The organism is Flavobacterium daemonense, assembly GCF_007341385.1.
In the GTDB taxonomy this organism is placed as follows: Bacteria; Bacteroidota; Bacteroidia; order Flavobacteriales; family Flavobacteriaceae; genus Flavobacterium; species Flavobacterium daemonense.
On the sequence record NZ_VJYD01000004.1, the window covers coordinates 132,034 to 158,586 of the forward strand.

Annotated in this window: 25 protein-coding genes; 17 read left to right on the top strand and 8 right to left on the bottom strand. The window is 33.5% G+C overall.

The window, feature by feature from the left end; all coding sequences use genetic code 11:
• Window positions 1–28 precede the first annotated feature (28 nt).
• The 4 genes from FND99_RS06820 to ychF all read right to left on the bottom strand — a co-directional run bounded on the left by FND99_RS06820 (window position 29) and on the right by ychF (window position 3,823).
• Window positions 29–553 (bottom strand): NADPH-dependent FMN reductase, encoded by a 525-nt coding sequence (locus tag FND99_RS06820; protein WP_144337221.1) that lies wholly within the window; start codon window positions 551–553, stop codon window positions 29–31.
• Entirely contained in the window at window positions 550–1,509 is a 960-nt protein-coding gene (locus FND99_RS06825; protein WP_144337222.1) for a YihY/virulence factor BrkB family protein, read from the bottom strand. The genes FND99_RS06820 and FND99_RS06825 overlap by 4 nt, the downstream gene beginning before the upstream one ends.
• A gap of 193 nt (window positions 1,510–1,702) precedes the next feature.
• Entirely contained in the window at window positions 1,703–2,380 is a 678-nt protein-coding gene (locus FND99_RS06830; RefSeq protein WP_144337223.1) for a TIGR02117 family protein, read from the bottom strand.
• A gap of 348 nt (window positions 2,381–2,728) precedes the next feature.
• Entirely contained in the window at window positions 2,729–3,823 is a 1,095-nt protein-coding gene (ychF, locus tag FND99_RS06835; RefSeq protein ID WP_144337224.1) for a redox-regulated ATPase YchF, read from the bottom strand.
• A gap of 296 nt (window positions 3,824–4,119) precedes the next feature.
• On the opposite strand from ychF, the gene FND99_RS06840 reads away from it, so the two are divergent.
• Window positions 4,120–6,753, top strand: a complete 2,634-nt coding sequence (locus FND99_RS06840; protein WP_144337225.1) for a TonB-dependent receptor — start codon at window positions 4,120–4,122, stop codon at window positions 6,751–6,753.
• A 90-nt stretch (window positions 6,754–6,843) separates the two neighbouring features.
• Here FND99_RS06840 and FND99_RS06845 read toward each other — a convergent pair whose 3' ends face one another.
• Both FND99_RS06845 and FND99_RS06850 read right to left on the bottom strand, forming a co-directional pair.
• The gene (locus FND99_RS06845; protein ID WP_144337226.1) at window positions 6,844–8,007 is read right to left on the bottom strand and encodes a hypothetical protein; all 1,164 of its coding nucleotides are present in this window, start codon (window positions 8,005–8,007) and stop codon (window positions 6,844–6,846) included.
• 167 nt (window positions 8,008–8,174) lie between these two features.
• Window positions 8,175–8,522 carry a 4Fe-4S dicluster domain-containing protein gene (locus tag FND99_RS06850; RefSeq protein ID WP_144337227.1) on the bottom strand — a complete coding sequence of 116 codons (348 nt, stop codon included), beginning with the start codon at window positions 8,520–8,522 and terminating at the stop codon, window positions 8,175–8,177.
• Window positions 8,523–8,707: 185 nt separating this feature from the next.
• Here FND99_RS06850 and FND99_RS06855 point away from each other — a divergent pair, with 185 nt between their 5' ends.
• The 6 genes from FND99_RS06855 (at window position 8,708) to FND99_RS06880 (ending at window position 13,761) form a co-directional block, all read left to right on the top strand.
• Window positions 8,708–9,781, top strand: coding sequence for an acyl-CoA reductase (locus tag FND99_RS06855; protein WP_144337228.1), 1,074 nt, complete (start codon window positions 8,708–8,710; stop codon window positions 9,779–9,781).
• A gap of 93 nt (window positions 9,782–9,874) precedes the next feature.
• Window positions 9,875–10,945: a 3-phosphoserine/phosphohydroxythreonine transaminase gene (serC, locus tag FND99_RS06860; protein ID WP_144337229.1), complete on the top strand. Its 1,071-nt coding sequence runs from the start codon at window positions 9,875–9,877 to the stop codon at window positions 10,943–10,945.
• Window positions 10,946–11,159: 214 nt separating this feature from the next.
• The gene (locus tag FND99_RS06865) at window positions 11,160–12,110 is read left to right on the top strand and encodes a D-2-hydroxyacid dehydrogenase (RefSeq protein ID WP_144337230.1); all 951 of its coding nucleotides are present in this window, start codon (window positions 11,160–11,162) and stop codon (window positions 12,108–12,110) included.
• 105 nt (window positions 12,111–12,215) lie between these two features.
• Window positions 12,216–12,779, top strand: coding sequence for a DUF937 domain-containing protein (locus tag FND99_RS06870; protein WP_144337231.1), 564 nt, complete (start codon window positions 12,216–12,218; stop codon window positions 12,777–12,779).
• Between the two features lie 206 nt (window positions 12,780–12,985).
• Window positions 12,986–13,426, top strand: a complete 441-nt coding sequence (locus FND99_RS06875) for a DUF6146 family protein (protein ID WP_144337232.1) — start codon at window positions 12,986–12,988, stop codon at window positions 13,424–13,426.
• 32 nt (window positions 13,427–13,458) lie between these two features.
• Window positions 13,459–13,761 (top strand): DUF6787 family protein, encoded by a 303-nt coding sequence (locus tag FND99_RS06880; protein ID WP_144337233.1) that lies wholly within the window; start codon window positions 13,459–13,461, stop codon window positions 13,759–13,761.
• Here FND99_RS06880 and FND99_RS06885 read toward each other — a convergent pair.
• Window positions 13,758–14,057 (bottom strand): hypothetical protein, encoded by a 300-nt coding sequence (locus tag FND99_RS06885; RefSeq protein WP_144337234.1) that lies wholly within the window; start codon window positions 14,055–14,057, stop codon window positions 13,758–13,760. The genes FND99_RS06880 and FND99_RS06885 overlap by 4 nt on opposite strands.
• A 184-nt stretch (window positions 14,058–14,241) precedes the next feature.
• Here FND99_RS06885 and FND99_RS06890 point away from each other — a divergent pair, with 184 nt between their 5' ends.
• From FND99_RS06890 to FND99_RS06935, 10 genes are all read left to right on the top strand, one after another.
• Window positions 14,242–14,907, top strand: a complete 666-nt coding sequence (locus FND99_RS06890; RefSeq protein ID WP_144337235.1) for an ABC transporter ATP-binding protein — start codon at window positions 14,242–14,244, stop codon at window positions 14,905–14,907.
• Window positions 14,907–16,607: an LIC_10190 family membrane protein gene (locus tag FND99_RS06895; RefSeq protein ID WP_144337236.1), complete on the top strand. Its 1,701-nt coding sequence runs from the start codon at window positions 14,907–14,909 to the stop codon at window positions 16,605–16,607. The genes FND99_RS06890 and FND99_RS06895 overlap by 1 nt, the downstream gene beginning before the upstream one ends.
• On the top strand, window positions 16,600–17,364 hold the full coding sequence (locus tag FND99_RS06900) for a TIGR02757 family protein (RefSeq protein WP_144337237.1): 765 nt from the start codon (window positions 16,600–16,602) through the stop codon (window positions 17,362–17,364). The genes FND99_RS06895 and FND99_RS06900 overlap by 8 nt, the downstream gene beginning before the upstream one ends.
• 74 nt (window positions 17,365–17,438) lie before the next feature.
• The gene (locus tag FND99_RS06905) at window positions 17,439–17,861 is read left to right on the top strand and encodes a hypothetical protein (protein ID WP_144337238.1); all 423 of its coding nucleotides are present in this window, start codon (window positions 17,439–17,441) and stop codon (window positions 17,859–17,861) included.
• A gap of 83 nt (window positions 17,862–17,944) precedes the next feature.
• Window positions 17,945–18,499 (top strand): hypothetical protein, encoded by a 555-nt coding sequence (locus tag FND99_RS06910; protein WP_144337239.1) that lies wholly within the window; start codon window positions 17,945–17,947, stop codon window positions 18,497–18,499.
• Window positions 18,500–18,579: 80 nt separating this feature from the next.
• Window positions 18,580–19,932, top strand: coding sequence for a glycosyltransferase family 2 protein (locus FND99_RS06915; protein ID WP_246074189.1), 1,353 nt, complete (start codon window positions 18,580–18,582; stop codon window positions 19,930–19,932).
• 7 nt (window positions 19,933–19,939) lie between these two features.
• Window positions 19,940–21,202 (top strand): YaiO family outer membrane beta-barrel protein, encoded by a 1,263-nt coding sequence (locus FND99_RS06920; RefSeq protein ID WP_144337241.1) that lies wholly within the window; start codon window positions 19,940–19,942, stop codon window positions 21,200–21,202.
• A 65-nt stretch (window positions 21,203–21,267) separates the two neighbouring features.
• Window positions 21,268–23,421 carry a DUF4838 domain-containing protein gene (locus FND99_RS06925; RefSeq protein ID WP_144337242.1) on the top strand — a complete coding sequence of 718 codons (2,154 nt, stop codon included), beginning with the start codon at window positions 21,268–21,270 and terminating at the stop codon, window positions 23,419–23,421.
• A 9-nt stretch (window positions 23,422–23,430) separates the two neighbouring features.
• Window positions 23,431–23,802 carry a response regulator transcription factor gene (locus FND99_RS06930; protein WP_144337243.1) on the top strand — a complete coding sequence of 124 codons (372 nt, stop codon included), beginning with the start codon at window positions 23,431–23,433 and terminating at the stop codon, window positions 23,800–23,802.
• A 107-nt stretch (window positions 23,803–23,909) separates the two neighbouring features.
• Window positions 23,910–25,262, top strand: a complete 1,353-nt coding sequence (locus tag FND99_RS06935) for a DEAD/DEAH box helicase (RefSeq protein ID WP_144337244.1) — start codon at window positions 23,910–23,912, stop codon at window positions 25,260–25,262.
• A gap of 149 nt (window positions 25,263–25,411) precedes the next feature.
• Here the strand turns inward: FND99_RS06935 and FND99_RS06940 are convergent, their stop codons facing one another.
• Window positions 25,412–26,524 carry a lactonase family protein gene (locus tag FND99_RS06940; RefSeq protein ID WP_144337245.1) on the bottom strand — a complete coding sequence of 371 codons (1,113 nt, stop codon included), beginning with the start codon at window positions 26,522–26,524 and terminating at the stop codon, window positions 25,412–25,414.
• Window positions 26,525–26,553 lie beyond the last annotated feature (29 nt).

The window sequence follows — 26,553 nt, forward strand, 5'->3', positions numbered from 1 at the left end:
ATAAAAAAACAATCTTTTTATGTGGCATTTAAAAATTTGATTTAATAATGTTTTTCAGTTCATTATCTAACTCAACGTTAGCTATTTTATTTTCCTGTAAATCAAAATTCGCGCCAAATGATGGTAATGAGAAACTTCCTTTAATTTCGGCGCCATAACGCGGAAAAAGATTTTGAGCAATTCCTAAAACAGAACTTCCGCCTCTTCCACCCGGCGACGTTGCCATTAAAAGCATTGGTTTGTGCTGAAAAACATCTTTTTCAATTCGTGAACTCCAATCAAAAACATTTTTGAAAGCAGCTGAATAATTTCCGTTATTTTCTGCCATGGAAACCACTAAAATATCAGCTTGTTTGAGCTTGTTTAAAAATGCTTGCGCTACTTCATGTTGTCCCACTTCCTTTTCAAGATCAACACTGAATAATGGCATTGCAAAATCGTTCAAATCTAAAACTTCAACATCGGCATTTTCAAATAAACTTGATGCATAAGTTGCTAAACGTTTGTTGATTGAGTGCTTGCTGTTGCTTCCTCCAAAGGCTATTATTTTCATGGCTTCTCTTTTTGTAAAGTTTCTTCTATTGGTTCTTTTTTTGGTCCGTCGATTTCGTAAATCTCTTTTGCTATTTTTACAGAGTACTCATTTGGATAAATTTTCCCACCATATGATTTAGCATAGACTTTCGTAAATTCAGCTCCAAAATACAGAATTATTGCCGAATAATAAACCCAAACGAGAATTATTATCACAGAACCTGCCGCACCATAAACTGAAGCAACTGTCGAATTGCCCAAATAAAGTCCAATAGCAAATTTACCAATCATGAAAAGTAGCGCAGTAACTCCTGATCCTATAAAAGCATCTTTCCATCTTATTTTTCCGTCTGGCAATGTTCTAAAAATAATCGCAAAAAGAGTACTAATACTCGCCAGCACAATAATTATATTAATTACATAAAATAAATAAACTGTACTTTCCGGGAAATAAACTTTTAAACGTGTACTAAGCAAATCTAAAGTGGTACTTATAAAAAGACTGACCAACATTAAAAAACCAACAGAAACGATCATAGAGAATGACATTAAGCGGTTTTGAATAAATTTTTTAACTCCTTTATCCGGTTTTGCACGTAATCCCCAAATAAAGTTTATAGAACTTTGAATCTCAGCAAAAACTCCCGATGCTCCAATTAACAACATCACAACTCCAAATACAGTTGCAAAAACATTATCACCAGATAATTGCACATTTTTAATAGCTTCCTGAATCTGACTCGCAGCACCGTTGCCTACCAAACCATTTATTTGTCCGTACAATTCGCCTGTTACAGCTTCTTCTCCAAAAAAAACACCACAAATTGTGATGATAATAATCAATAAAGGTGGCAACGCAAATATGGTATAATATGCGAGTGCCGCACTAAGTTTAATGGCATTATCATCGTTAAATTCTAAAAAGGTATTCTTTAAGAGAAACCAGGTTTTGGAGAATATATCTTTGATTTTCATTTGCTGATTTTTGATATTCTCTCAAATTTACGCAATACTCAAAAATTTTGAATTCTTGCTTTTTAGGCGAATTTTATATTTTTTCCATGTCTACCAATATTAAATTCCTAGCGGAATAATCTCGTAGAGATTAAATATTGGTAACCCAAAAACTCTGTTCGTAATAATTGTCCCGTAGGGACTAAACTAAAATTTATTTATAATGACAAAAAATCCCTTTATCATAAACGGTCCATAAACTCGCCTTTTGATTCGCAGCTTTTAAGGCATTATTTGCCCAAGTATTACAAGTATTAAATAGACTGTAACTTCCTTTTGCTTCATAAAAAGCATCTTTTTTTCCATAGCTGTGACCTTCAATCCATTGTGGATGAACAGGATCTGTGAAACTTTTAGAAATATAATTAACTAAATTTTGATAATTTTCTTTTGAAACCAAAATACGTATACAATCATCACCTTCTCTCAGTTGTTTGAAAAATGTGGTATGCATTGCTGATGAACTGACACCAAAAGTGGCTTTTAAAGCTGTACTTGCTTTTAAATCGGACCATTCTGGAGTATCAAGATAAAAACCTTTGTCGCCCCAGCCAAAAGCAATATAATTCATCAGCGAATCTTTTGATTGAGTTTGATTGAACTGAATTTCATTTCGCCAGTCTTTGATTTCGTTTTTTACAGGAACTACGATATCCGTATGAACGCCGTTGGAAAGAATGTAAATCGGAATGGCGTTTTGTCCTTCGACTTTTGCAATATCTGAATTGACTGTAATTTTTGAAATAATTAGAACTGCTGAAATGTACAAAGCCAGAAAAGTGAAAATTCCGAAAAGCGTCCAGCCCAAAAATTTGAAAGATTTTTTTAGCATTTTGATTGGTTGATTTTAGATTAGTAATTGGTTATTTTTTCTGTAACCAATTTTTAAGCCAAAAATTTTTCAAACGCTAATTCGTTTTGAGAAATTGCACACAGATTTTACTGATTCGCTTTCGCGAAAGCGCTGATTTGAGCGGATTTTTTATTCTCATTTTTGTCATCCTGAGCGAAGTCGAAGGACACGCAAGTAGCTCCACAATCTAAATCGCTAATCTTTGCGCGGGCTTCGACTTCGCTCAGCCTGACAGTAGAAAGCTTTAATTTTAAAGCATAAAAAAACTGCTGAATCTCTCCAGCAGTTTTAGTCTATTCTCTTTCTTTACTCTTTCTTCTAAAAAGATTAAACGTTGAAACGGAAGTGCATTACATCACCATCTTTAACAATATATTCTTTTCCTTCAACTTTAAATTTTCCAGCTTCTTTTGCTTTAGCCTCAGAACCATATTGAACATAATCGTCATATGAAATTACTTCTGCACGAATGAAACCTTTTTCAAAATCAGTGTGGATAACTCCTGCTGCTTGAGGCGCTGTAGCTCCAATGTTGATTGTCCAAGCACGAACTTCTTTTACACCAGCTGTAAAATAGGTTTGTTGCTTTAATAATTTATAAGCTGCACGAATTAAAACTGATGCTCCTGGCTCTTGTAATCCCATATCTTCAAGGAAAACTTGACGCTCTTCGTAGCTTTCTAATTCTGTAATATCAGCCTCCGCTCCTACTGAAAGTACAATAACTTCAGCATCTTCATCTTTTACTAATTCACGAACTTGGTCAACATATTTGTTTCCGTTTACTGCAGAACCTTCGTCAACGTTACAAACGTATAAAACCGGTTTTGCTGTAATTAATTGGAAACTCTCCATTAAAACTTCTTCGTCATTATTTTGAGGAACAACCGTTCTAGCCGATTTTGCCTGCAATAACGCTTCTCTAATTCTGTTTAGTAAAGCTTCCTCAGCTTGAGCTTCTTTATTTCCTGTTTTTGCAGCACGTTTTACTTTTTCCAAACGTTTTTCGATTGTTTCTAAATCTTTTAACTGCAATTCGATATCAATCGTTTCTTTATCACGAATTGGATTTACGTTTCCGTCAACGTGAACAATATTATCATTATCAAAACAACGCAAAACGTGAATGATTGCATTACATTCTCTAATGTTTCCTAAAAACTGGTTTCCAAGACCTTCACCTTTACTTGCTCCTTTTACCAAACCTGCAATATCAACGATATCTACGGTTGCCATTTGAACGCGCTCTGGTTTTACCAATTCTTCCAATTTGTTGATTCTTGGATCTGGAACGTTTACAACACCAATATTAGGTTCGATTGTACAAAACGGAAAGTTTGCACTCTGCGCTTTTGCATTAGATAAACAATTAAATAATGTTGATTTTCCAACATTTGGTAATCCTACAATTCCTGCTTTCATCTGTTGTTTCTATTTGTTTTATGGTGCTGATTTTCCTCAGCCCAGACCATTACTAATTCTGTTATAATGGTTTATGATTTACGTGTACTTTTTTGGTTTTCTGCCAAAATGCTATTTTTTGGCTTTAAAATTTTGCAAATATAAGATTTAATACCTCGTAAGCGAAGTAAAAATGTGTAATAATATAATTATTGAGCTGTTCTTGAAAATTTTTAAACATTTTATTAAGTTTTTGTTAAAAAAAACTAATTTTATAACCTAAACCAATAAAAAACAAACCAAAAATCCAAACTACTATGAAAAAATTTGCATTACTCGTATTTCTATTGAATACAGTATTTCTTTTTGCACAAAAAGAAGTGTCGGGAGTCGTCAAAGACAAAACAGGTACACCGCTTCCGGGTGTAAATGTTGTCGAAAAAGGAACTTCAAACGGTGTATCAACTGATTTTGAAGGTGGATATAAAATCAAAGTCAAAGAAGGTGCAACTTTAATTTTTAGCTACGTCGGATTTTCAACAATTGAAAAATCGGTCTCAGGTGATAAAGTTGATGTTAATTTAGAAGAAAGCGGCGGACAAGTTTTGAACGATGTTGTTGTAGTTGGCTCGAGAAGCACAAAAAGAACCGTTGTAAATTCGGCTGTCCCTATTGACGTTATTAATGTAAAAGATGTTACAACACAAAGCGGTAAAATCGAAATCAACCAATTACTTCAATATGTTGCTCCCTCTTTTAATGCGAACAAACAATCAGGTTCTGACGGAGCTGACCACGTAGATCCAGCGTCATTGAGAGGTATGGGACCAGACCAAACTTTGGTGTTAATTAACGGAAAAAGAAGACACCAATCGTCACTTATCAATTTATTTGGAACACGCGGACGCGGAAATACTGGAACGGACTTAAATGCGATTCCGGCTTCATCCATCAAAAGAATTGAAATTTTAAGAGACGGTGCCGCTGCGCAATATGGTTCTGATGCTATTGCCGGCGTAATCAATATCATAACAAATGATAATGTAAAAGAACTTACCGGTTCTGTTACTTATGGTGTTTTCAATACGAATGCAAAAGGCGACTTTTTGCCGGGAACACCAAATACTGACGGCTTCAGACTGGATCAAAAAGGCAATGGAAACTCATACGGAAAAGACAAATCTTTTGATGGCGGTTCTTTTAAAGTTGCTGCAAATTATGGGATTTCAGTTGGAAGCAAAGGCGGTTATGCCAATTTTACTGGCGAATTTATCCAAAAAGACAAAACCTTAAGACCTGCATATGATTTCAGAAAAGGTTTTGGTGATGCACAACTTAAAGGATTAAATTTCTTCGGAAATTTTTCACTTCCATTATCTGACAGAACGGAACTTTATGCTTTTGGTGGTAGTAATTTTAGAGATACTGATGCTTATGCCTTTACCAGAAATGACGGTGAAAGAGTTGTAGAAGCAATTTATCCTGGTGGTTACACGCCTAGAATTACTTCAAATATAAAAGATAATTCGTTGGCAGCTGGAATCAGAACTACAACCGGAGGTGGCTGGAAATTTGATTTGAGCAATACTTTCGGAAAAAATAGATTTGAATATGACATCAAAGGAACTTTGAATGCTTCTCTCGAAGAAAAATCGCCAACTGAATTTAACTCAGGAGGTCACAGTTTGCTTCAAAATACAACTAATTTTGACGTTTCTAAAAACTATGATGACATTATGAGCGGTTTCAATATTGCTTTTGGAACGGAATTTAGAGTAGAGAAATTTGAAATTTTTGCTGGTGAAGAAGGTTCATACACAACATACGATACAAACGGAAAACCAATTACCGACCCAACAACGCAAAGTGCTCCTATTGACCCAATTTCTGGAAATCCAAGACCTGGAAGCTCACAAGGTTTTCCTGGATACAGTCCTGCAAATGAAGTAAATAAAAGCCGTACCAATTTTTCATTATATACGGATGCCGAACTAGATGTTACCGAAGCTTTTATGGTGAGCGGTGCTGTTCGTTTTGAAAATTACAGCGATTTTGGAAGCACAGTAAACGGAAAATTAGCTTCCCGATTAAAATTAAACGATCATATTAATTTAAGAGGTTCCGTGAGTACTGGTTTCCGTGCTCCATCTTTGGCACAAATTTATTATAATTTGCGTTTTACAAACTTTAATGCAAGCGGTGCAACGGAAGTTCTTTTGGCGCCAAATGATAGTCCGGTTACAAAAGCTTTCGGAATTGAAAAATTAAATGAAGAAAAAGCGGTGAATGCTTCTTTGGGTTTCACTGCAACTTACGGAGATTTCACAGCAACTGTTGATGGATATTATATTAAAGTAAAAGATCGTATCGTTCTTACGGGATATTTTGATGCAAGCTCATTAGGACTTGGCGTTTCTGAAGCGCAGTTTTTTGCCAACGGAGTTGATACAAGCACACATGGTTTGGATTTGGTTTTTTCTTGGAAGAAAACGTATGATTTCGGACATATTGGTGCCACTTTAGTGGGGAACATTAATGATATGAAAATTGACAAGGTTAAAAATGGCGATTTAGATGAAGCTACTTTCTTTGGAAATCGTGAAAAAGCTTTCCTATTGGCTTCTGCTCCAGACAATAAATTTGGCTTAAACCTTACTTATGCAAAAAACAAATTTGATGCCGGACTAGCTTTCACGCGTTTCAGCAAAGTAGTTTTAGTTGATTATGCCGATGAAGAAGATGTTTACAACCCAAGATTGGTTACGGATTTGACCTTGGGTTACCGACTTTCTAAAAACTTAAAATTAAGCATTGGAAGCAACAACTTGTTCAATGTTTACCCAACTAAACAAGACGAGCAAGGAAATACAGAAGCCGGAGGTTATTGGGATGCTGTTCAAATGGGTTTCAGCGGTGCTTATTACTATGCGAGACTTGGATTTAATTTCTAAAAAAAGACTTCGGCTACACTCAGTTGCAACATTTTTATAACAAAAAATCCTGAACGTTTGTTCAGGATTTTTTTGTTCTTAAGTAATAAATTACATTCTAAATTCTAAAGCATCTACAATTGCTTTTTCTTGTTCAGTGGGCGTAAATCCAGAAATTTCCCAGTATTTCGTCATCACTTTATTCTTTTTATTGAAAAGCGATTTTTCTTTAAAAACATCGCTTTCGCTGTACGTAAAATTCTGCCTGTTGAAATGCGTCGTTACAAAGTTGTTGCGAACCTGAATATTTTTAATATGATCTTTTAAAATAAGATCGTAACCAATTTCTTCGTTAGAACACATTAAATAATAATCTTCACCGGCGATTCTATAATTTACTTTTACAACCGATTTGGTCACATTTTTTGCTCCTATTTTTGTTTGTTCCTCAACTTGAAGCAAACTTTGCGGTGTAATTATTATTGAGAATTCGACAATTAACTTTTTTACAGGATCATAAATGACTTCAAAAGTATCCAATGCTTTTTTTGATTTATCACGAGGCGTAATCGACATCATGTAGTAATTTTTATTGTTTGGATGTCCTTTTGTAGTAAAATCGTATTCTTTTCTGGTTTTTGAATCTAAAACGGGATCAAAATACTTTAAATTACAGTAATTCTCCATGATATTATTCAGATTATATCCTTTCAAATCGGCACTGACATCATTGTCAAGAAGTCCGTAGGAACGGTTTTGCTCTACTAATAATGTTGTCGATGGCTTTTTTTGATTGGATGCAAACTGAAAATTCACTAATCCGTCATTATAATAAGAGTATTTATTGTCAAGCATAAAAAATTCTCTCACAAATACCTTTAATCGGTATGAAGAAGCTAATTTTTGCCTTGAATTGGCAACAATTTTTTGGAGTGTTTTTTGAGGATTTTCTTTAGAAACTACAATTTCGTCTAATTTGGTATTGTTGCTTTTAAGATAAACGACAAACATATCTGGCTTTAGAGGCCCCCATCGAAGCGAAACTTTTTCATAATCAATTTGAGAAACCTCAAGAGCCGAAGATCCAGTCAGCATAAAAGTCACTTTCCCTTCCTTATTGCTTAACAAGGTCTGTTTCGTTTTCATGATCAAAACGATGGCATTTTCTATTGGCAATTGTGTCTCAATATCTTTGACAACAATTGAATACTCTGCACTTTGTGCAAAGCCAGCAGCGGTAAATAATAAAATAAATAAAAGTACCAGTCTCCTCATAGGCTGTTATTTTTTTAAATATTATCATCAAATTAACAAAATAATTCATTAAGTTACAGTATTTTATACAATAAAAAATAAAATTTCATTAAAATACCGCAAAAAAAAATCCTGAGTACACTACTCAGGATTCTTAAAATATCTAAACTTAAATGTTCTAAATACTATTAACCGTGTAAAAACGCTTGTCTGTTCAACAAAGTTTCTTCATCTTCTACGTGATTATCATCTGGTACACAGCAATCAACAGGACACACAGCAGCACATTGAGGCTCATCATGAAAACCTTTACACTCTGTACATTTTCCTGGAACAATGTAATAGATTTCGTCAGAAATTGGAGTTTGTGCATCTTCTGCATCAACCTCAGTTCCGTCAGGTAAAACTACTTTTCCAGAAAGACTTGTTCCGTCTTTATATCTCCAATCATCTGCACCTTCATATATTGCTGTATTTGGGCATTCTGGTTCGCAGGCCCCACAATTGATGCATTCGTCAGTTATAATAATTGCCATCTTTTTTCGTCTTAAAGTTTGAAAGTCATAAAGTAATAAAGTCTGTCATAAAGTTTGAAAGTTTTAAAGTAAAAGTATTAAAGTCTTTTTGACTTTCTACTTTCGACTTTGGACTTTTGTCTTTCGACTTATTTATCCTTATTTTTGTGCAAAATTACAATCAAAACAATTCATAAGCAAACATTATGACATTAGAAACAAAAAAAAGTGTTTTTGTTGAATTAGGATATTTTTTAAGTCAGTTTTCTGAAAAGGAATCCGTTAAAAAATCAGGCGTTTTATATAACGATATTTTTTTCAATGATTTTCAGAACTTAATTCAATTATCGCAATCTCATAATGGCTGGTACACTCCTGAACAAGTTTACTTTGCAATCGAGTCATGGGCAAAAGCTTTGACAGCCGAGAATATTGACAAATGGCTTTCAAAATATGAAGCTGAGTTCGCTCAAAATGAAGGAAAAGAAAAAACAGTCGCTTTAATTTTAGCTGGAAATATTCCGTTAGTTGGATTCCACGACTTTTTATCTGTTTTGATTACTGGCAATAAAGCTTTGATAAAAACATCCTCAAACGATCAGCATTTGTTGCCGTTTTTGGCCAAATATTTAATCGCTGTTGATGAAAATCTGAAAGATAAAATCACTTTCGTGGAAGGAAAACTTGAAAATTTCGATGCTGTAATTGCCACCGGAAGCAATAATACTTCTCGTTATTTTGAATATTATTTTAAAGACAAACCTTCTATCATCAGAAAAAACAGAAATTCTGCGGCGGTTTTGAACGGAAATGAATCTAAAGAAGAGCTAGAAGCTTTAGGCGAAGATATTTTTCGTTATTTCGGATTAGGTTGCCGAAATGTCTCTAAACTTTTTGTTCCGAAAGGTTATGTATTTGATGGATTTTTTGAAGCAATGTTCAAATATCAGGACGTTATTCATTATGAAAAATACGCGAATAATTATGACTATAATAAGGCAGTATTTTTAATGAGCAATTACAAATTATTGGACAACGGATTTTTGACAATAAAAGAAGACGCTAGTTACGCCTCTCCTATTTCGAGTGTTTTTTATGAGTTTTATGAAAATATCGACGATTTAAAATCCCGTCTTGAAGCTGATTCTGAACAAATTCAATGCATCATTAGCAACGATTTGGTTGAAAACAGCATCAAATTTGGTCAGACACAAAATCCTCAATTGTGGGATTACGCAGATAACGTTGATACTATAACGTTTTTGTTAACAACAAAGTAAAAATATGTTTAATTATTTCGAATAATTTATCGCTTTTTCAGCTCCTATTGCCGAAATTTGCATCTTTAATTTTTTCGACTATTAACAACAACCATGAAAAAACACAACTACAGCGCAGGACCAAGTATTTTACCTCAGGAAGTTTTTGAAAAAGCATCAAAAGCAGTTTTAAATTTTAATGATTCAGGATTATCTATTCTTGAAATTTCGCACCGAAGCAAAGATTTCGTTGCTGTTATGGAGGAAGCTCGTTCCCTTGCTTTAGAATTATTAGGACTTCAGGGAAAAGGATATCAAGCTTTGTTTTTACAAGGTGGTGCAAGTACTGCATTCTTGATGGCTCCTTATAACTTAATGAAAGAAAACGGAAAAGCAGCTTATTTAGATTCAGGTACGTGGGCAACTGCGGCTATTAAAGAAGCTAAACTTTTTGGAGAAACTATTGTGGTAGCTTCTTCAAAAGACGACAATTACACTCATATTCCAAAAGGGTACGAAATTCCAGCTGATGCTGATTATTTCCACTGTACTAGCAACAATACCATTTTTGGAACTCAAATGAAAGAATTCCCATCGACCAACGTTCCAGTTGTATGCGATATGAGTTCTGATATTTTCTCTCGCGAATTGGATTTTTCTAAATTCGACTTAATCTATGCAGGAGCTCAAAAAAATATGGGACCAGCAGGAACAACTCTTGTTGTTGTTAAAGAAGAAATTTTAGGCAAAAACGGAAGAACTATTCCTAGCATGTTAGATTACGCAAAACACATTAAAGGAGAAAGTATGTACAATACTCCACCTGTATTTGCTGTTTACGTTTCTTTATTGACTTTACAGTGGATTAAAGAAAAAGGCGGAATTGCTGCGGTTGAGAAATTAAACAACGCTAAAGCAGCATTACTTTATGCTGAAATCGACAGAAACCCATTATTTAAAGGTGCTGCCGCGGTAGAAGATCGTTCAAACATGAACGTTACTTTCTTGCTAACAAATCCTGATCACACAGAAACTTTTGATGCTTTATGGAAAGCGGCAAATATTTCTGGATTGCCAGGACACCGTTCTGTTGGTGGTTATAGAGCTTCTATCTATAACGCTATGCCAATCGAAAGTGTTCAGGTTTTAGTGGATGTGATGAAAGCACTTGAAAGTAAAGTTTAATCGTTTTTTTCGGTTAATCGTTTATGCGTTTAATCGTTAATTTGGTTAACTGTTAATTCGTTTAATTGTTGATTTGATTAAATATTTAACCGTTAAGCACTTCCTTTAGAAATATCAAAAAAGAAAAATAATAGTTGGTTCATCGATTAAACAATTGAACGTATATATACGATTAAACAGTTAAACGATTAACCAAATAAACAATAAACACACAATGAAAGTATTAGCAAATGACGGAATTTCTAAAAGCGGAATTCTAGCCTTAGAAAAAGGCGGTTTTGAAGTTATAACTACAAAAGTTGCTCAAGAACAAGTAGCTAACTATATTAATGAAAATAATGTTGACGTAATTTTAGTTCGTAGTGCAACTAAAGTTCGTAAAGATATTATCGACGCTTGTCCTGGAATCAAAATCATTGGTCGTGGTGGTGTTGGTATGGATAATATCGATGTGGATTACGCTAAAAGCAAAGGAATTCATGTAATCAATACTCCAGCTTCTTCTTCAGAATCTGTTGCTGAATTAGTATTTGGACACTTATTTAATGGTGTGCGTTTTTTACATGATTCTAACAGAAATATGCCTCTTGAAGGAGATTCCAACTTTGAAGGTTTGAAAAAAGCATACGCAAACGGAACAGAATTAAGAGGAAAAACTCTTGGAATTGTTGGTATTGGCCGTATCGGTCAAGCTACAGCTAAAATGGCGCTTGGTCTTGGTATGAAAGTTATCGCAGCTGATAGTTTTATTCCTGAAGTTGATGTAAAAGTTGAGTTTTTTGACGGACAATCAATTACAACTAAAATCGTTTCTCAATCTTTAGAATCTTTATTCAAAGAAGCAGATTTCATTACATTACACGTTCCTGCTCAAGATGGTTACATCATTGGTGAAAAAGAACTTGAAATCATGAAAGATGGTGTTGGAATTGTAAACTGTGCTCGTGGAGGTGTTATTGATGAAGTAGCTTTAGTAAAAGCTTTAGATTCAGGAAAAGTTGCTTTTGCTGGTTTAGACGTTTTCGAAAGCGAACCAAAACCAGAAATGGCAATCTTAATGCACTCTAAAATTTCATTGACTCCGCACATCGGGGCTGCAACTGGAGAGGCACAAGACAGAATTGGAACAGAATTAGCTTCACAAATTATCACTTTGTTGAGCTAAGGAATCAAAAAATAGATTAACTTTAAAGGGATTTATTACAGTTTTGTAGTAAATCCCTTTCTTTTTTTTATTAACTTTGGTGTATAATCTAAAACTCTTAAAATCATGTTTGAACAATTGACACAACTAGTACAGCAATATAGCGGTGATGCCGTTGTAAACAACCCTGCTGTCCCGAATGAACATAATGAAGCAGTAATGAATGAAACCAGTAATTCTATTTTTGCAGGGTTACAAAAGATTGTTTCTGAAGGCGGAACCGAACAAATTGCCGGATTATTTAATGGAAATTCTCCAATTGACAGTTCCAATCCTGTTGTACAACAAATTCAACAACAATTAAGTGGAAGTCTTGGTGAAAAATTTGGACTAAGCAGTGCTGATTCAAGCGGAGTTGCTTCAAATTTGATTCCGCAGATTTTAGGTTCGTTAGTAAATAAAGCAAAAGATCCAAATGATAGCAGTTTTCAGATTTCTGACATTATCAATTCGATTTCCGGAAACAGCGGACAAGCATCTGGAATTATGGATACAATTTCTAAATATGGAATGCAATTTGGCCTTGACCAAAACAACGACGGAAAAGTTGATGTTGCCGATGTGCTTGTGGTAACTAAAAGCAAAGGTGGCATTGCCGGTTTTATTGGAAAATTGTTTGGGAGTAAATAGAGGTTCTGAGGTACTGAGGTACTGAGGTGCTAAGATACTTAGGTACTGAATTTATATCTCTTTGAGTAAATATTTTAAAAGCTGTTTATTTAAATAAACAGCTTTTTTAGTTTAAACAAAAAACTTAGTCCCTGAGAATCTCAGAACCTTAGCGCCTTAGCATCTCAAAAAAAATTCGTAACTTTAATTGTTCAAAAACAGAAGTCATGAAGAAATTCATTTACATATTAATTGTTTTATTTACGATAATAGCGTGCTCTACAGCTTCAAAAAAAGATGTTGCAGCCGTTAGTCCTCCTAAAGTAAATAAAACCGTAAATGACACAGTGAGAATTGCAAATGACTCGCTTGAATATGAAGTCATAATTATTGACAATGGCTTTTCGACTTGGCTGGCTTCAATTGCATTGCCACGTCACTATTATTCCCTGTCATATCTTGAAACCAAAAATTACTTGTATGTAACCGAATGGAATAATCGCGTAAGACAACCACAAATTTACAACCCGAATTTATATGAAATGCTGATTGATTACCGCCCCGAAATTCATTACGGCTACGAGGTAAATTACCTTATTTACAACTACATGATTTATTTTCAAAATACTTATAAACAAAAGCTTTGGGGTAACGTTCCATCTAGATAATGTTATTATATTTGTAATCATTACAAATAACAATGAATAAATTAAAGAAACGCTGGGGAATCACCTCAAATTTACAAGCCATAATTATTCTTATCGTTTTTGCCGTGACCGGATCGGCATCTGCGTGGCTGTCTAAACCTTTTTGCGTTTGGCTGGGCATTACAAAAGAAGATTTTGGAGGTTGGTTTACTTTAATTCGTTTGCTTATAATTTTCCCAATTTATCAGGTTTTATTAGTCGCAATTGGAGCTGTTTTTGGACAATTCAAATTCTTTTGGAATTTCGAAAAGAAAATGCTGAAAAACATGGGATTAGGTTTTCTGTTTAAAGATTAATCTTCTTTATTTCTTTTTTGAAAATAATACGTGTAAATCCAAGTCAACGTAAATGACGGAATAACATCTGTAAAAGGCAAAATTTCCTCAATGAAAGTCAAAACGCTAGCTACTTTACCAACTCTTCCTTTATACATTCGTGTCATAATAAAAGCCGCAATTGGAGCCCAAATTACATCTGAAAATTCTCCGATTAAAGGAATACTAAAAGAAATCATCCCAATAGCATCCAGCAGCAAACCAATCAAAAGTTTATTGGTCCTAACCCCTTCCTTTGTTGCTTTTAAATCCTGCATTGTATCTCTATTTAGTTTAACTGAAATTAAAAAATATACTAGAAATTCTATTATTTATTTCTTGAATTTAATTTCTAAATTCCCATACTCAATAAATATACCGTTTTAGAAATTTGGAATTTACAATATTGAAATTTGATTCTATCCAGAATCTTCGTTTCTTTGTAGAAACAGTTTCAAAAAAATGATACACGCAAAAAATATACATAAATTCTACGATCAACTTGAAGTTTTAAAAGGAGTTGATTTGCATATTAAAAAAGGTGAAATTGTTTCAATTGTTGGTGCTTCCGGAGCCGGAAAAACAACTTTGCTGCACATTTTAGGAACGTTGGACAAACCTTCAAATACAGATCCAGATACTTCATTAACTATTAATGGTGAAAATATTCTGAAACTGAATGATAAAGCTCTATCTAATTTCCGAAATCTGAATTTAGGGTTTATTTTCCAGTTTCATCAATTGCTGCCAGAATTTACAGCACTTGAAAATGTTTGCATTCCTGCTTATATTGCCGGAAAAAAAGTTTCGGAAACTGAAGCCGACGCTAAAAAACTGCTAGAATTTTTAGGATTATCTCATCGCATTAATCATAAACCAAATGAACTTTCAGGCGGAGAACAACAACGCGTTGCCGTTGCGAGAGCTTTGATAAACAAACCTGACGTTATTTTTGCCGACGAACCATCAGGGAATTTAGACACACATTCTGCCGAAAATCTTCATCAATTATTTTTTCAATTAAGAGATGAATTTGGTCAAACGTTTGTGATTGTAACCCATAACGAAGAATTAGCAAATATGGCCGACAGAAAATTGGTAATGTCTGACGGACAAATTCTTTCTTAATGATTTTAATTTTCATAAGCTGGATCTATATTTTATTTACCACTATTAACTTAGGTTATAGTTTTAATAAAATTATCAGTTTAAAAAATAAAGATTTCGTAATTACCGCAATACTCGGATTGTTCTGCACAACAATTTTAGCCAGTTTTTGGGCCATTTTTGAGCGAATCAACATCGAATTTCATATTTTTTTCGCAGTGTTGAATTTGTTTTTATTGATAAAATTCAGAGCGCCAATTTCCGAAATTTATAAAACTTTTATTGCCGAATTTCTTCAGCTCCACATCGTTTTAAAAACGTACCTAATTATTATTTCATTTTTAATTGTAGCTCAATGTGCATCAATTCCGTTTGTTATTGATAACGAATCGTATTACATACAAACTGTAAAATGGCTTAATGAATATGGCTTTGTAAAAGGACTGGTAAATTTGCATTTATTTTTAGGACAAATGAGTGGCTGGCACATTACACAAAGTGTCTTCAGTTTCTCTTTTCTTTATAAAAATTTCAATGATTTAAGCGGATTTTGTCTTTTGCTAGGCAATATTTTCGCGATTCAAAAACTCAGTGAATATTACAAAAATGGTAATCAAAACTATCTTGTTTTGGGTTTATTTCCGTTGTTTAATATTTTCTTTTTTCAGTTTATAAGCGCGCCTTCGCCAGATATTCCGGTTTATGTAATTTCATTTATTGTCTTCTTTTACTTTTTAGAAAATTTCAAAAACATAACTTCTGAAGCATTCAACTTAATTGTAATTCTGGTTTTGTTTTTACTATACATTAAAAGCACCACACTGACTTTTGCGATACTACCTGTAATTTTATTTTTGCTTCACTTTAAGTTACTTTCAAAAAAACTTCTGCTTCCTATAATAATTACCGTTTTAGTTTTTTTCATTTTTGTCACAAAAAATATGATCATCTGCGGATCACCAATTTATCCGTCAAAGCTTTTTAAATCCGTTACGATGGATTATGCAATTCCTGAATCGGTTCAAGGTTTTTACTACGATCAAATTAAATATTTTGGTTTTTTCTTAACTGCAGATCAATACAATGCGATGTCGGTTACTGATTTATTTTTAACTTGGATATCTATGCCTAAATTAAATGGTTTGTTTAATAAGATTGCAGTTCTTCTCATTATTATCGTTCCATTTTTTATTTACAAATTCCAAAATAAAAAAACATTTTGGACATTATATTTTGTAATGGCCCTGCAACTTGCTCTATTTTTCATAACCTCACCACAGTATCGATTTTTCATGAATTTTATATTATTCTTCTCGATATTCTGTTTCGTTGCAATCTTTCAAAACAAAAAAGTAATTTATACAATATTAGCGTTATCATTACTGCCAACAATGATTGTTTTATTTGTTCCGATAAATCTAAATCGATTTGCAAATCACAAATTCATGTTGGAAATAAGCAATTTTTCAACGGAAAATATCTTGTATCCGTATCAAAACTCAAAAAGCAATTCACCTTTCAGAATAATTCAGTTGGGGAATTTAAGATATAACTCTCCTATCAAAAATGATTTTTTCTGGGCAAATGGAGACGGAGAACTTCCTTGCGTCGACGAGAAACAAATTGATTATTTCAAAAAATATTTCAATACCATTCCGCAAATGCGTACCAATGATTTAAAAGACGGATTTTACGCCAAAAAACTTTCAGAAAATGAATAAAGCAGAACTTAAAGAATTTCTAGACGAAAAAGTCATTCAATACAATAATCAGGATTTTATTGAAAGTGATCCTGTGCAGATTCCGCATTTATTTTCTCAAAAAGAAGACATTGAAATTGCAGGTTTTTTGAGTGCTTCAATTGCTTGGGGAAACCGCAAAATGATTATCAAAAATTCGCATAGAATGATGGAATTAATGGGAAATACGCCCTATGATTACGTCATGTCGCATTCTGAGGAAAATTTAGAAGAATTGGAAACCTTTGTTCATCGAACTTTCAACGGAAAAGATTTTGGCGGATTCATTAAAGGATTACAGCATATTTATAAAAATCATGGCGGATTAGAAGCGGTTTTTGCCAAAAACCAAGAACAGAATAATCTTCAAAAAAGCATTCACGAATTCAAAAAAATCTTTTTCGAAATTGATCATCTCCCGAGAACTCAAAAACATATTTCTGACCCAATGAATAACTCGGCAGCGAAACGCATCAACATGTATCTGCGATGGATGGTTCGCCAAGACACAAAAGGAGTTGATTTAGGAATTTGGAAAAGTATTTCGCCGGCATCATTATCTTGCCCTTTAGATGTACATTCTGGAAATGTGGCACGCAAATTAGGAATACTCACACGCAAACAAAACGACGGAAAAGCTTTAGCCGAATTAGATGCCAAATTAAGAGAGATGGATTCGCAAGATCCTGTAAAATACGATTTTGCACTTTTCGGACTTGGAGTTTTTGAAAGTTTTTAGCTACAAAAAAAATTTTATTTTCTTTGATGTTGCATTTTTTTTTCGTAATATTACAAGTGTAAAAGCTGTATGTTATGAATCATCTTATAGGGTATATCAAAGATTTCGTCATTCCGTTTTTTTTAGTTTTGACGCTTTCTTTAGCAGCTGTTTTAATTCTTAAAAGAATTATTTACCAAATCAGGCTTCCATACAGACATATCACAATCCGAAAATCTGAAATATTTCTTACCGAAGTTACTTTATCAAACCCTGATAGAAACACTTTAAAATATAAAATTGCAAAATTCAAATCGCAAATCCCCATTAATAGGACCTGGTGCAAAAACATGCTTATTGAGGATTTAATTCGAATGAAAAGCAATTTAAAAGGTCCTGCTGCAAAAAATATCCTTCTTATTTACGAGCATTTAGGACTCAACAAGTACACAGCAAGTTTGATAAAGGACTTTAGAAAATATAAAAATATGAAGGAATTTATCAGTTACAGGCATTAAGCTACAAACCAGGCATTTCGCTTCTTAAAAAATACTTATTCAGTTCTAACATAGTTATTCGGTCGAATGCTAATATTGCTTATTTGGCACTATCAAAAGGCGACTGGCAGGCGGTAGATAAATTACCGCTCAAAGTAACAATTATCACCACAATAAAAGTAATGGATGTTCTGCACGCCGAAAATATACCAATGCCCCTCGAAGTTGATCAATGGATACTTTCTAAAAAAAAGGCAATTTTAAAATTGGCTGTAATGGTAATGGTATTTTATAACTACAGAAACAGAGCAAATGAGATCATCAACTTATTACATGTTAACCATAAAGGCTTAAAAACTGACGTAATTATAGCGATTAAAGACCTCTATCTTTATGAGGCAGAAGATGTAATTTTATCCCTATATCCTGATGAAATACTTGAAATTCAATATGAAATGCTTGAAACATTGGCAGTAATTGGTTCGAAGAAAACATTAGATTTTTTAGAAATCGAAATTAGAAAACAAGAATTAAAAGATTTAAAATTGAAAATGGTTTACTGCTGCAATAGTTTGGATCCTGAACGAACCGACTTATTTGGCAGTAAAGATCCTGATACACAAAAAATGATTAATCACATTAGACAAATACAAATATGATTCATGATTTTCTGTCTGATCTTATACGCGCCTATGATATTTTTATAGCCTTTTTTTCTCTTGGGTATATTTTGTTTTATATGTTTTTATCCGTCTTATCCTATTGGGCAATTATAAAACATTTAAAATATCAAAAATATCTCGAAGATGAAGTTTTGTTGCGCTCTAACCATATTCTAGGTGTTTCAGTGGTCGCTCCTGCCTTTAATGAAGGCTTGAATATTGTTTACAACGTAAAATCACTGCTTTCGCTGACATATCCAAAATTTGAAGTCATAATTATAAACGATGGAAGTTCAGATGATACGCTGGAAAAATTAATATCCGAATTTGATTTGGTCAAAATTGACTTTTATTATCAGGAAAAAATTCCGACACAGCCTGTGAGGGGACATTATAAATCTAAAAATCCTGTGTACTCCAAACTCCTTGTGGTAGATAAAATAAACGGAAAAAGCAAAGCCGATGCTTCAAATGCGGGAATAAATTCATCTAAATATCCTCTATTTTTATGCACAGATGTTGATTGTATTTTAAAACAAGATACCATTTTAAAATTGGCAAAACCTTTCATGGAAAGCCAAATTCGCGTGATTGCGACCGGAGCGGGTATCAGAATTTCGAATTCCTGCGATGTAAAAGAAGGCTTTTTGTATAGAGTTCATTATCCAAAAGAATGGTATCCGAGGTTTCAAGAACTGGAATATGTTCGCTCTTTTTTATTTGGGAGAATGGCTTGGAGTCAAATAAATGGTTTATTGCTTGTATCTGGTGGTCTCGGAATGTTTGACAAAGATGTTGTGATCAAAGCCGGCGGATATTGGCACAAATCTTTGGGTGAAGACATGGAACTGGTAACCCGCATGCGCAAATACATGCATGACACTAATCAAAAATTTTTAATTCAATACATTCCCGAATCACTTTGCTGGACTGAAGTTCCAAGTACACGGCAAGTTTTTTTAAGACAGAGAATCCGCTGGGCACGAGGATTAGTGCAAACACTTTATCTGCACCGAAATATGTTTCTAAATCGAAAATATGGACGTACAGCATTTTTGGTTTTGCCTTTCTTTTTCAGTTTTGAATTTTTAGTGCCAATAATAGAATTTATAGGAATCATCACTTTGATTGCCAGCTTTATTTTTGGCATAATCGATTTTCAATATTTATTGATTATAAGCCTTTTAGTATATCTTTTTTATTTATCGATTACTATTATTTCAATTTTAATCGATGAGATTTTATACAAAAGCTACGCAAATTACAAGGAATTATTAACCCTTATAAGCATGGCAATCATTGAGCCTTTTGTTTATCATCCAATAACTGTATATGCTTCATTAAAAGGATATTGGTACTTTTTTACAAAAAAGGAACAAAAATGGGGCGTAATGGTTCGCAAAGGCTTCGAAAAACCAACGGTAAAATAATTTGATTATGAAGTGCATTAAGATTTTACACATCAGCCAATTGCTTTTTTTTCTGTTTTTATTTTCGAATCAAAATATAAAAGCACAAAAAATCGATACAGACAGCCTTTTGACTGTCATAACCAAAGACATGCAAAGTGCTCGCCCTAATTATAACCTTAATATTAAAAGAGCGTCACTAGGAAAAAGATTGGCTCCAAAATATCTAGATTTTCATTTGGCGCTAGGCCGAAATTATTATTTAATAAACCAAAAAGACAGTGCCAGGTACTATTATAATTATGTTATTCAAAGAAGCAATAAATATCAGGATGCATTTTTGTACCTCATTAATTTAGATATAGAAGAAAAAAAATATGATGAAGGCGTAAAAATAGCAAATCGGGCAATCGAGATATTTCCTGATGATAAAACATTGCGGTTAAAACGTATTACTTTCTATTCGTTACAAAATGATACTAAAAATGAAGCCAAGTATTTAAAATCAATTAAGGCTAGATTTCCAAACGATCCAGAAATCCAGCAATTGCTTTTTGAATTATACTCGACCGTAAATATGGATCGTGTGGGCGCATATTACAATTATACGACTATTAGCCGTGACGATGTTGGCCCGTGGCACCTTGCCAGCGTCGATTATTTAAGGCAACGTTTATGGGGAAGTTTGATTGGACGTGTTAGTTATGCTAAACGATTTTCTTTGGAAGAAGTAAAGGCAAGCGGACTGCAGTTTGAGGTTGAATCTCATCTGTTTTCAAAAAAGAACAATTACTCCTACATCGATGTTGCATACAGCCAAGACAACGCTTTTCCGGAATGGCGATTAGGATATTCTTATTTTCATAATTTTAAAAAAGGCTGGGAAGCTGATCTAGGAGCACGTTACATAAAAATGCAGGACAACAGCGATCTCAAAACTTTAAATATTGGTTTAGGGAAATACATTGGCTCCTATTGGTTCAATCTTAGATCGTATATTCAAAAAGATGCACCTTCTTTAATTTTTACTTCGAGATATTATTACAAAACAAAATATGATTATGTAACTTTGATTGCCGGTTACGGAACTTCCCCAGATGACAGAACTCGTGCTGCCGAATATGAGACAAGAATGTCTTTAAAATCTTTCAGGGTCAGCGCAGGTTTCAATAAACTGATAAAAAGTCACTATATAGCAGGAATTCTTATTACAACAAACGAGCAGGAATATTCGCCAGATAAATATCAAACTGAACTTGATTTTGCCTTTTTATTGCAATATAAATTTTAGAAATCATGAAAAAAAAGCATCAGATATATTTACGGCTTCTCGTTTTTCTTCTCTTCAACTTTAATATGATGTCACAGTCTGAAATTATCATAACGAATAAAAACAGTATTATTTCAAAATCAGATGATTCGCGTGACGCTGCTTTGCTTTTAAAAAAGTATATCGATAAAGCTTTTTCAAAAGAATTTGATAATATTTCTGGAGAGAAAAAAGAGCATGAACAATCTGAAATTATCTTAGAAATTTCGGATCAGGAAAAATTAAAACCAAGCGAATTTATCATCAAAAGTGATTCAAAATCCATTTATTTGGTGGCCGAAAATTCAAAATCGCTTCGTTATGCAGTATATACATTGTTGGAAATTTGGGAATTCAGAAAATTTACTGCGAGTGAAACTTATATTCCAAAAGTAGATCAATTTACGTTTGCAAAAAATACGCTAAAAAAATATCAACCTTCATTTGATTATCGCGCTTTGTTTTTTCCAGATTGCTATGATGACGCTTTTCGCGACTGGCATAAACTCGATTGGCACTTAAATGATTTCGGAATTTGGGGACATTCTTTTAGCGTTTTAGTTCCGCCAAAAGAGTATTTTAAAAGCAATCCTAAACTTTTTGCTTTATATCAAGGAAAAAGAAACGGAGAATCTTTATGTATGACAAACGATACTGTCGTTAATCTGATCGAGAAAAAAATGGCAAAAATTATCGAAGAAACGCCAAATGCTCAGTTTTATTCTGTCAGCCAAAACGATGACGTGGTTTATTGCGAATGTACCGAATGCCGAAAAATCAATGAAAAACACGGTGGTCCGCAAGGTTCTCTTTATTATTTTTTAAACAAAATTGCTTCACATTTTCCAAATACAAAAATCACGACACTCGCCTATCTGCATACATTTAAGCCTCCTGTAAATCTAAAAATAGCGCCAAATATTTATACAATATTCTGCCCTATCGAGTTAAATCGAGGAAAAGAAATTACAGCGCAAAACGAACCTTCATTTGTAAAAACTCTTGAAAATTGGAGCACTGCTTCTCCGCATTTGTTTTTATGGGATTATACGGTTCAATTTTCGAATTATATGTCGCCTTTTCCAAATTTCGAACCTTTTCAGAGCAATTACAAACTCTTTAAAAAGAATAAAGTCAAAGGTCTATTTGTTCAAGGATATGCCGATGTTCCGGGAGATTTTTCAGAATTAAGACAATATATTCTGGCAAAATTATTATGGGATACAGACATTAATATTCAAGCCACAACAGCCGATTTTTTAAGAGGTTTTTACGGAAAAGCAGCACCATTTGTGGGCAATTATTTAAAAGCGTTAACTGAAAACCAAAATAAAAGCAATACGCCTTTAGATATTTATTCTGGACCTGTACAAGCTCGGAATTCATTCTTGAAACCAGCAGACATGGATCAATACGACCAAATATTAGAAAAAGCAGCCGATGCCGTAGCTGATGATGCTGTTTTAAAAACTAGGATTGAAAAATTGAGGCATGCTTTAGAATTTGTCTATTTTGAACAATCAAAATTTTATGGCAAAGACCAACATGGAATGTTTATCGTAAATAATAATGGGGAAAAAGAGGTAAAAAAAGGCTTGACAGAAAGAGTTTTAAATTTCACTAAATCCAGCAATAATCTAGGAATTTATGAATTGAGCGAAGACGGAATTTCACCTGATAATTACTACAAAGAATGGCTTGAAATCTGCAAAAACAAAACAACGCATTTAGGTGAAGATTTAAAAGTTACTTTTTTGACACCGCCATCGGATGATTTTAAAGGCAAAGGAAGTTATGGTCTAGTGGATGGAAATCGTGGCTATAAAGACTTTAACATCAACTGGATTGGGTGGTACGGCACAGATCCGTCTTTTGAAATTGAAACAAAAAAACTCAATTTTAATGTTCTTAAACTCAATTTTCTAACCGATCAGCGCCATTGGATTTTTACACCTAAAAAAATAAAAATTTACGGTTTTGAAAATCAGAAATGGAAGCTTATCGAAGAAAAAATATGTGATAATTTAACAGAAGAATTTGAAATTACAACTAAATCTTGGGAATTTGAAAATCAAAAATTTAATAATTTTGTAAAAATAAAAGTTATTATTGAAAATCAGATAGAATTACCTGTCTGGAGACAAAGAAAAAATAAAAAGCCAATGGTTATGATTGATGAGATCGAACTTTACAAAAAATAAACGCCAAAAATGAACAATAGTGACAAAAAAATTATGATCATCGATAACGATGAAATGACTATCGAAATTCTGAAATTTATTTTAAATCGCGAAGGGTATAAAATCAGCGTCGCTAAAGACGGTATAAGCGCACTTGAACGAATCGAGACCATTATGCCCGATTTAGTAATTACGACTATTATTATTCCGTTAAAATCAGGATTGGAAATCATCAGCCATATCAAAAAAAATTATAAAGATATTCGTGTGGTAGCGCTTTCATCGCTTGGCGAAGAAGAAGATACTGTAGAAGAAGCGTTTAGACTTGGCGTTGATGATTTTATTGCAAAACCTTTTAATCCAAATGAACTTTTATTGCGAATAAAACGATTTTTGCAGTAATTCAAAGGCTATTTTTAAGAAATACGAATTGCTTAAGTTTCTGTAATTTCTAAGAAATACCAATTTTTCAGCTATTTATAGCTATATTTGCACAAAATTTAATGCAAATGAGCACTTTCGAAAAATTCAATCTTCCAAAATCATTACAAAAAGCTGTTGACGAATTAGGGTTTGTTACGCCTACTCCTATTCAGGAAAAATCTTTCTCTGTAATCATGTCTGGACGTGATATGATGGGAATTGCGCAAACCGGTACCGGTAAAACATTTGCCTATTTATTGCCTCTTTTAAAGCTGTACAAATTCACAAATACCAATACTCCAAAAATTGTTATTTTGGTGCCAACACGTGAATTAGTGGTGCAGGTAGTCGAAGAAGTTGAAAAATTGACTAAATACATGTCGGTTAAAACTTTAGGCATTTATGGAGGCGTAAATATCAATACACAAAAAAAAGCGGTTTATGAAGGCGTCGATATTTTAGTTGGTACTCCTGGCCGTACAATGGACTTGGCTCTTGATGCTGTTGTTCGTTTTGATGAAACACAAAAATTAGTAATCGACGAGTTTGACGAAATGCTAAATTTAGGTTTCAGACCTCAATTGACTTCGCTTTTAGCGATGATGAAAACGAAGCGTCAAAACATTTTGTTTTCGGCAACAATGACAGACGAAGTCGATGATATATTGAATGATTATTTTGATTTCCCAGAAGAAGTTACGCTTGCAGCTTCGGGAACGCCTCTTGAAAAAATCACTCAAATTACTTATAATGTTCCTAATTTCAATACAAAAGTAAATCTGCTGAAACATTTATTGGAAACTGACGAAAGCATGGTTCGTGTTTTAGTTTTCGTAAACAATAAAAAAATATCAGATATGCTTCATACTCGTATTGAAGAGCATTTTGAAGGACAATTTGGTGTTATTCACTCTAATAAATCTCAAAATTACCGTTTGAGCACAATGGCGGAATTTCAAGAAGGAAATCTTCGTGGCTTAATCACAACTGATATTATGGCGAGAGGTTTGGATATTTCTGATATTTCGCACGTTATCAATTTTGAACTTCCTGAAGAACCTGAATTGTATATGCACAGAATTGGTCGTACAGGTCGTGCGGATGCAACTGGAACGGCAATTAGTTTTGTTGCTCCGAGAGAAGAGGAATTCAAAATTGAAACGGAACTTTTAATGGATCAAGAACTTGAAATTACTGATTTTCCTGAAGAAGTCGAGATTTCCTCTAAATTAATCGAACCAGAAAAAGACAAACAACCGATTAAGTTTTTAATGAAAAAAGTGAAACTTGAAGGTGAAGGCGCTTTCCATGAAAAATCGAAAAAGAATAAAAAAGTCAATTTAGGAGGACCTTCTAAAACCAAAAAGAAAACTCATGGTTCTGTCAATCGAAATATGTTGAAAACCAGAGACAAGAAGAGAAAAGATAAGGATAAATAGTTTTTTTTCTAGTTACAAAGGTTCAAAGGAGCAAAGAGACAAAGTATAAAAAAGGCTCAAAAGAAAATTAAAATTTTCTTTTGAGCCTTTTCTCTATTAGTTCAAACCTTTGAACCTTTGAATCTCTGAACCTTTGTCCCTTTAAAAAACTAAATTTTCGTAAACACAAGCCCAACCGGCGAACACAATTCTATTCGTTTTCCTGTATCTGTAAGCTTTCCGGTTGTTAAATCTCGTTTAAAAATGATAATATCATTTGTGTATTGATGTCCTACCAAAAGGTAATTTCCAGATGGATCGATGGCGAAATCTCTTGGGCCTTTTCCTAAAGTGCTTTGCTGTTCAACCAACTCGATGCTTCCATTCTTCTGAATTTTATAAACCGAAATCGAATTAACGTCACCGCGATCTGAAACGTATAAAAAGTTTCCGTCAGGTGAAATTTTTATTGCCGCCGAACTATTTGCGCCTTTAAAATCTTTTGGAATTATATTGGTTTCATTCAATAATTTCAGACTTCCGCTTTTATCATAAGAAAAAGTAGTCAGCGTTCCGTCTAATTCCTGAATCAAATAAACAAATTTACCGTCTTTGCTGAACGTCAAATGCCTTGGCCCGCTTCCTGCTTTTACATCAACGCTGCCTTTTAAAGTTAAAATCTCATTTTTAGCATCAGGATTGTATTTGTAAATAAAAACTTTATCCAAACCTAAGTCATTTGACAAAACAAACTTTTTATCTGGAGAAAAAACAACCATATGAACATGCGCTTTTTCTTGACGCGCGGCATTTGGACCTTTTCCTTCGTGCTGAATCAATTGCTGCACTGTTGTAATACTTCCGTCAGCATTTTTCTTAAATACCACAATGCTTCCGCCAGAATAATTGGCAACAATTACGTTTTTATCATCATTAATTAAATGACAAGGATCTGCGCCCAAAGCATCATTTGTATTTAAAAATTTAAGTTTCCCTGACGCTGCATCAAAACCAAATGCGCTTACAGCACTTTGTGTTCCGTTTTCATTTACCGCATAAACAAATTTATTATTTGCTGAAACCGACAAATAACTTGGACTGATAACATTTTCTGAAGAATTTTTTAATTTGAAATCCCCAGACGCAGCGTTAAATTCATACACATAAATTCCGTTGCTCGGGCAAGTATTGGTATACGTCCCTACTAACAAGTTGAATTTATTTTGAGCTTTCGCTGAAATCACCGCCAAAGCTGAAAACAACACTAGATACAATTTTTTCATATTCTATTATTTTTTGAATATGCTAAAAT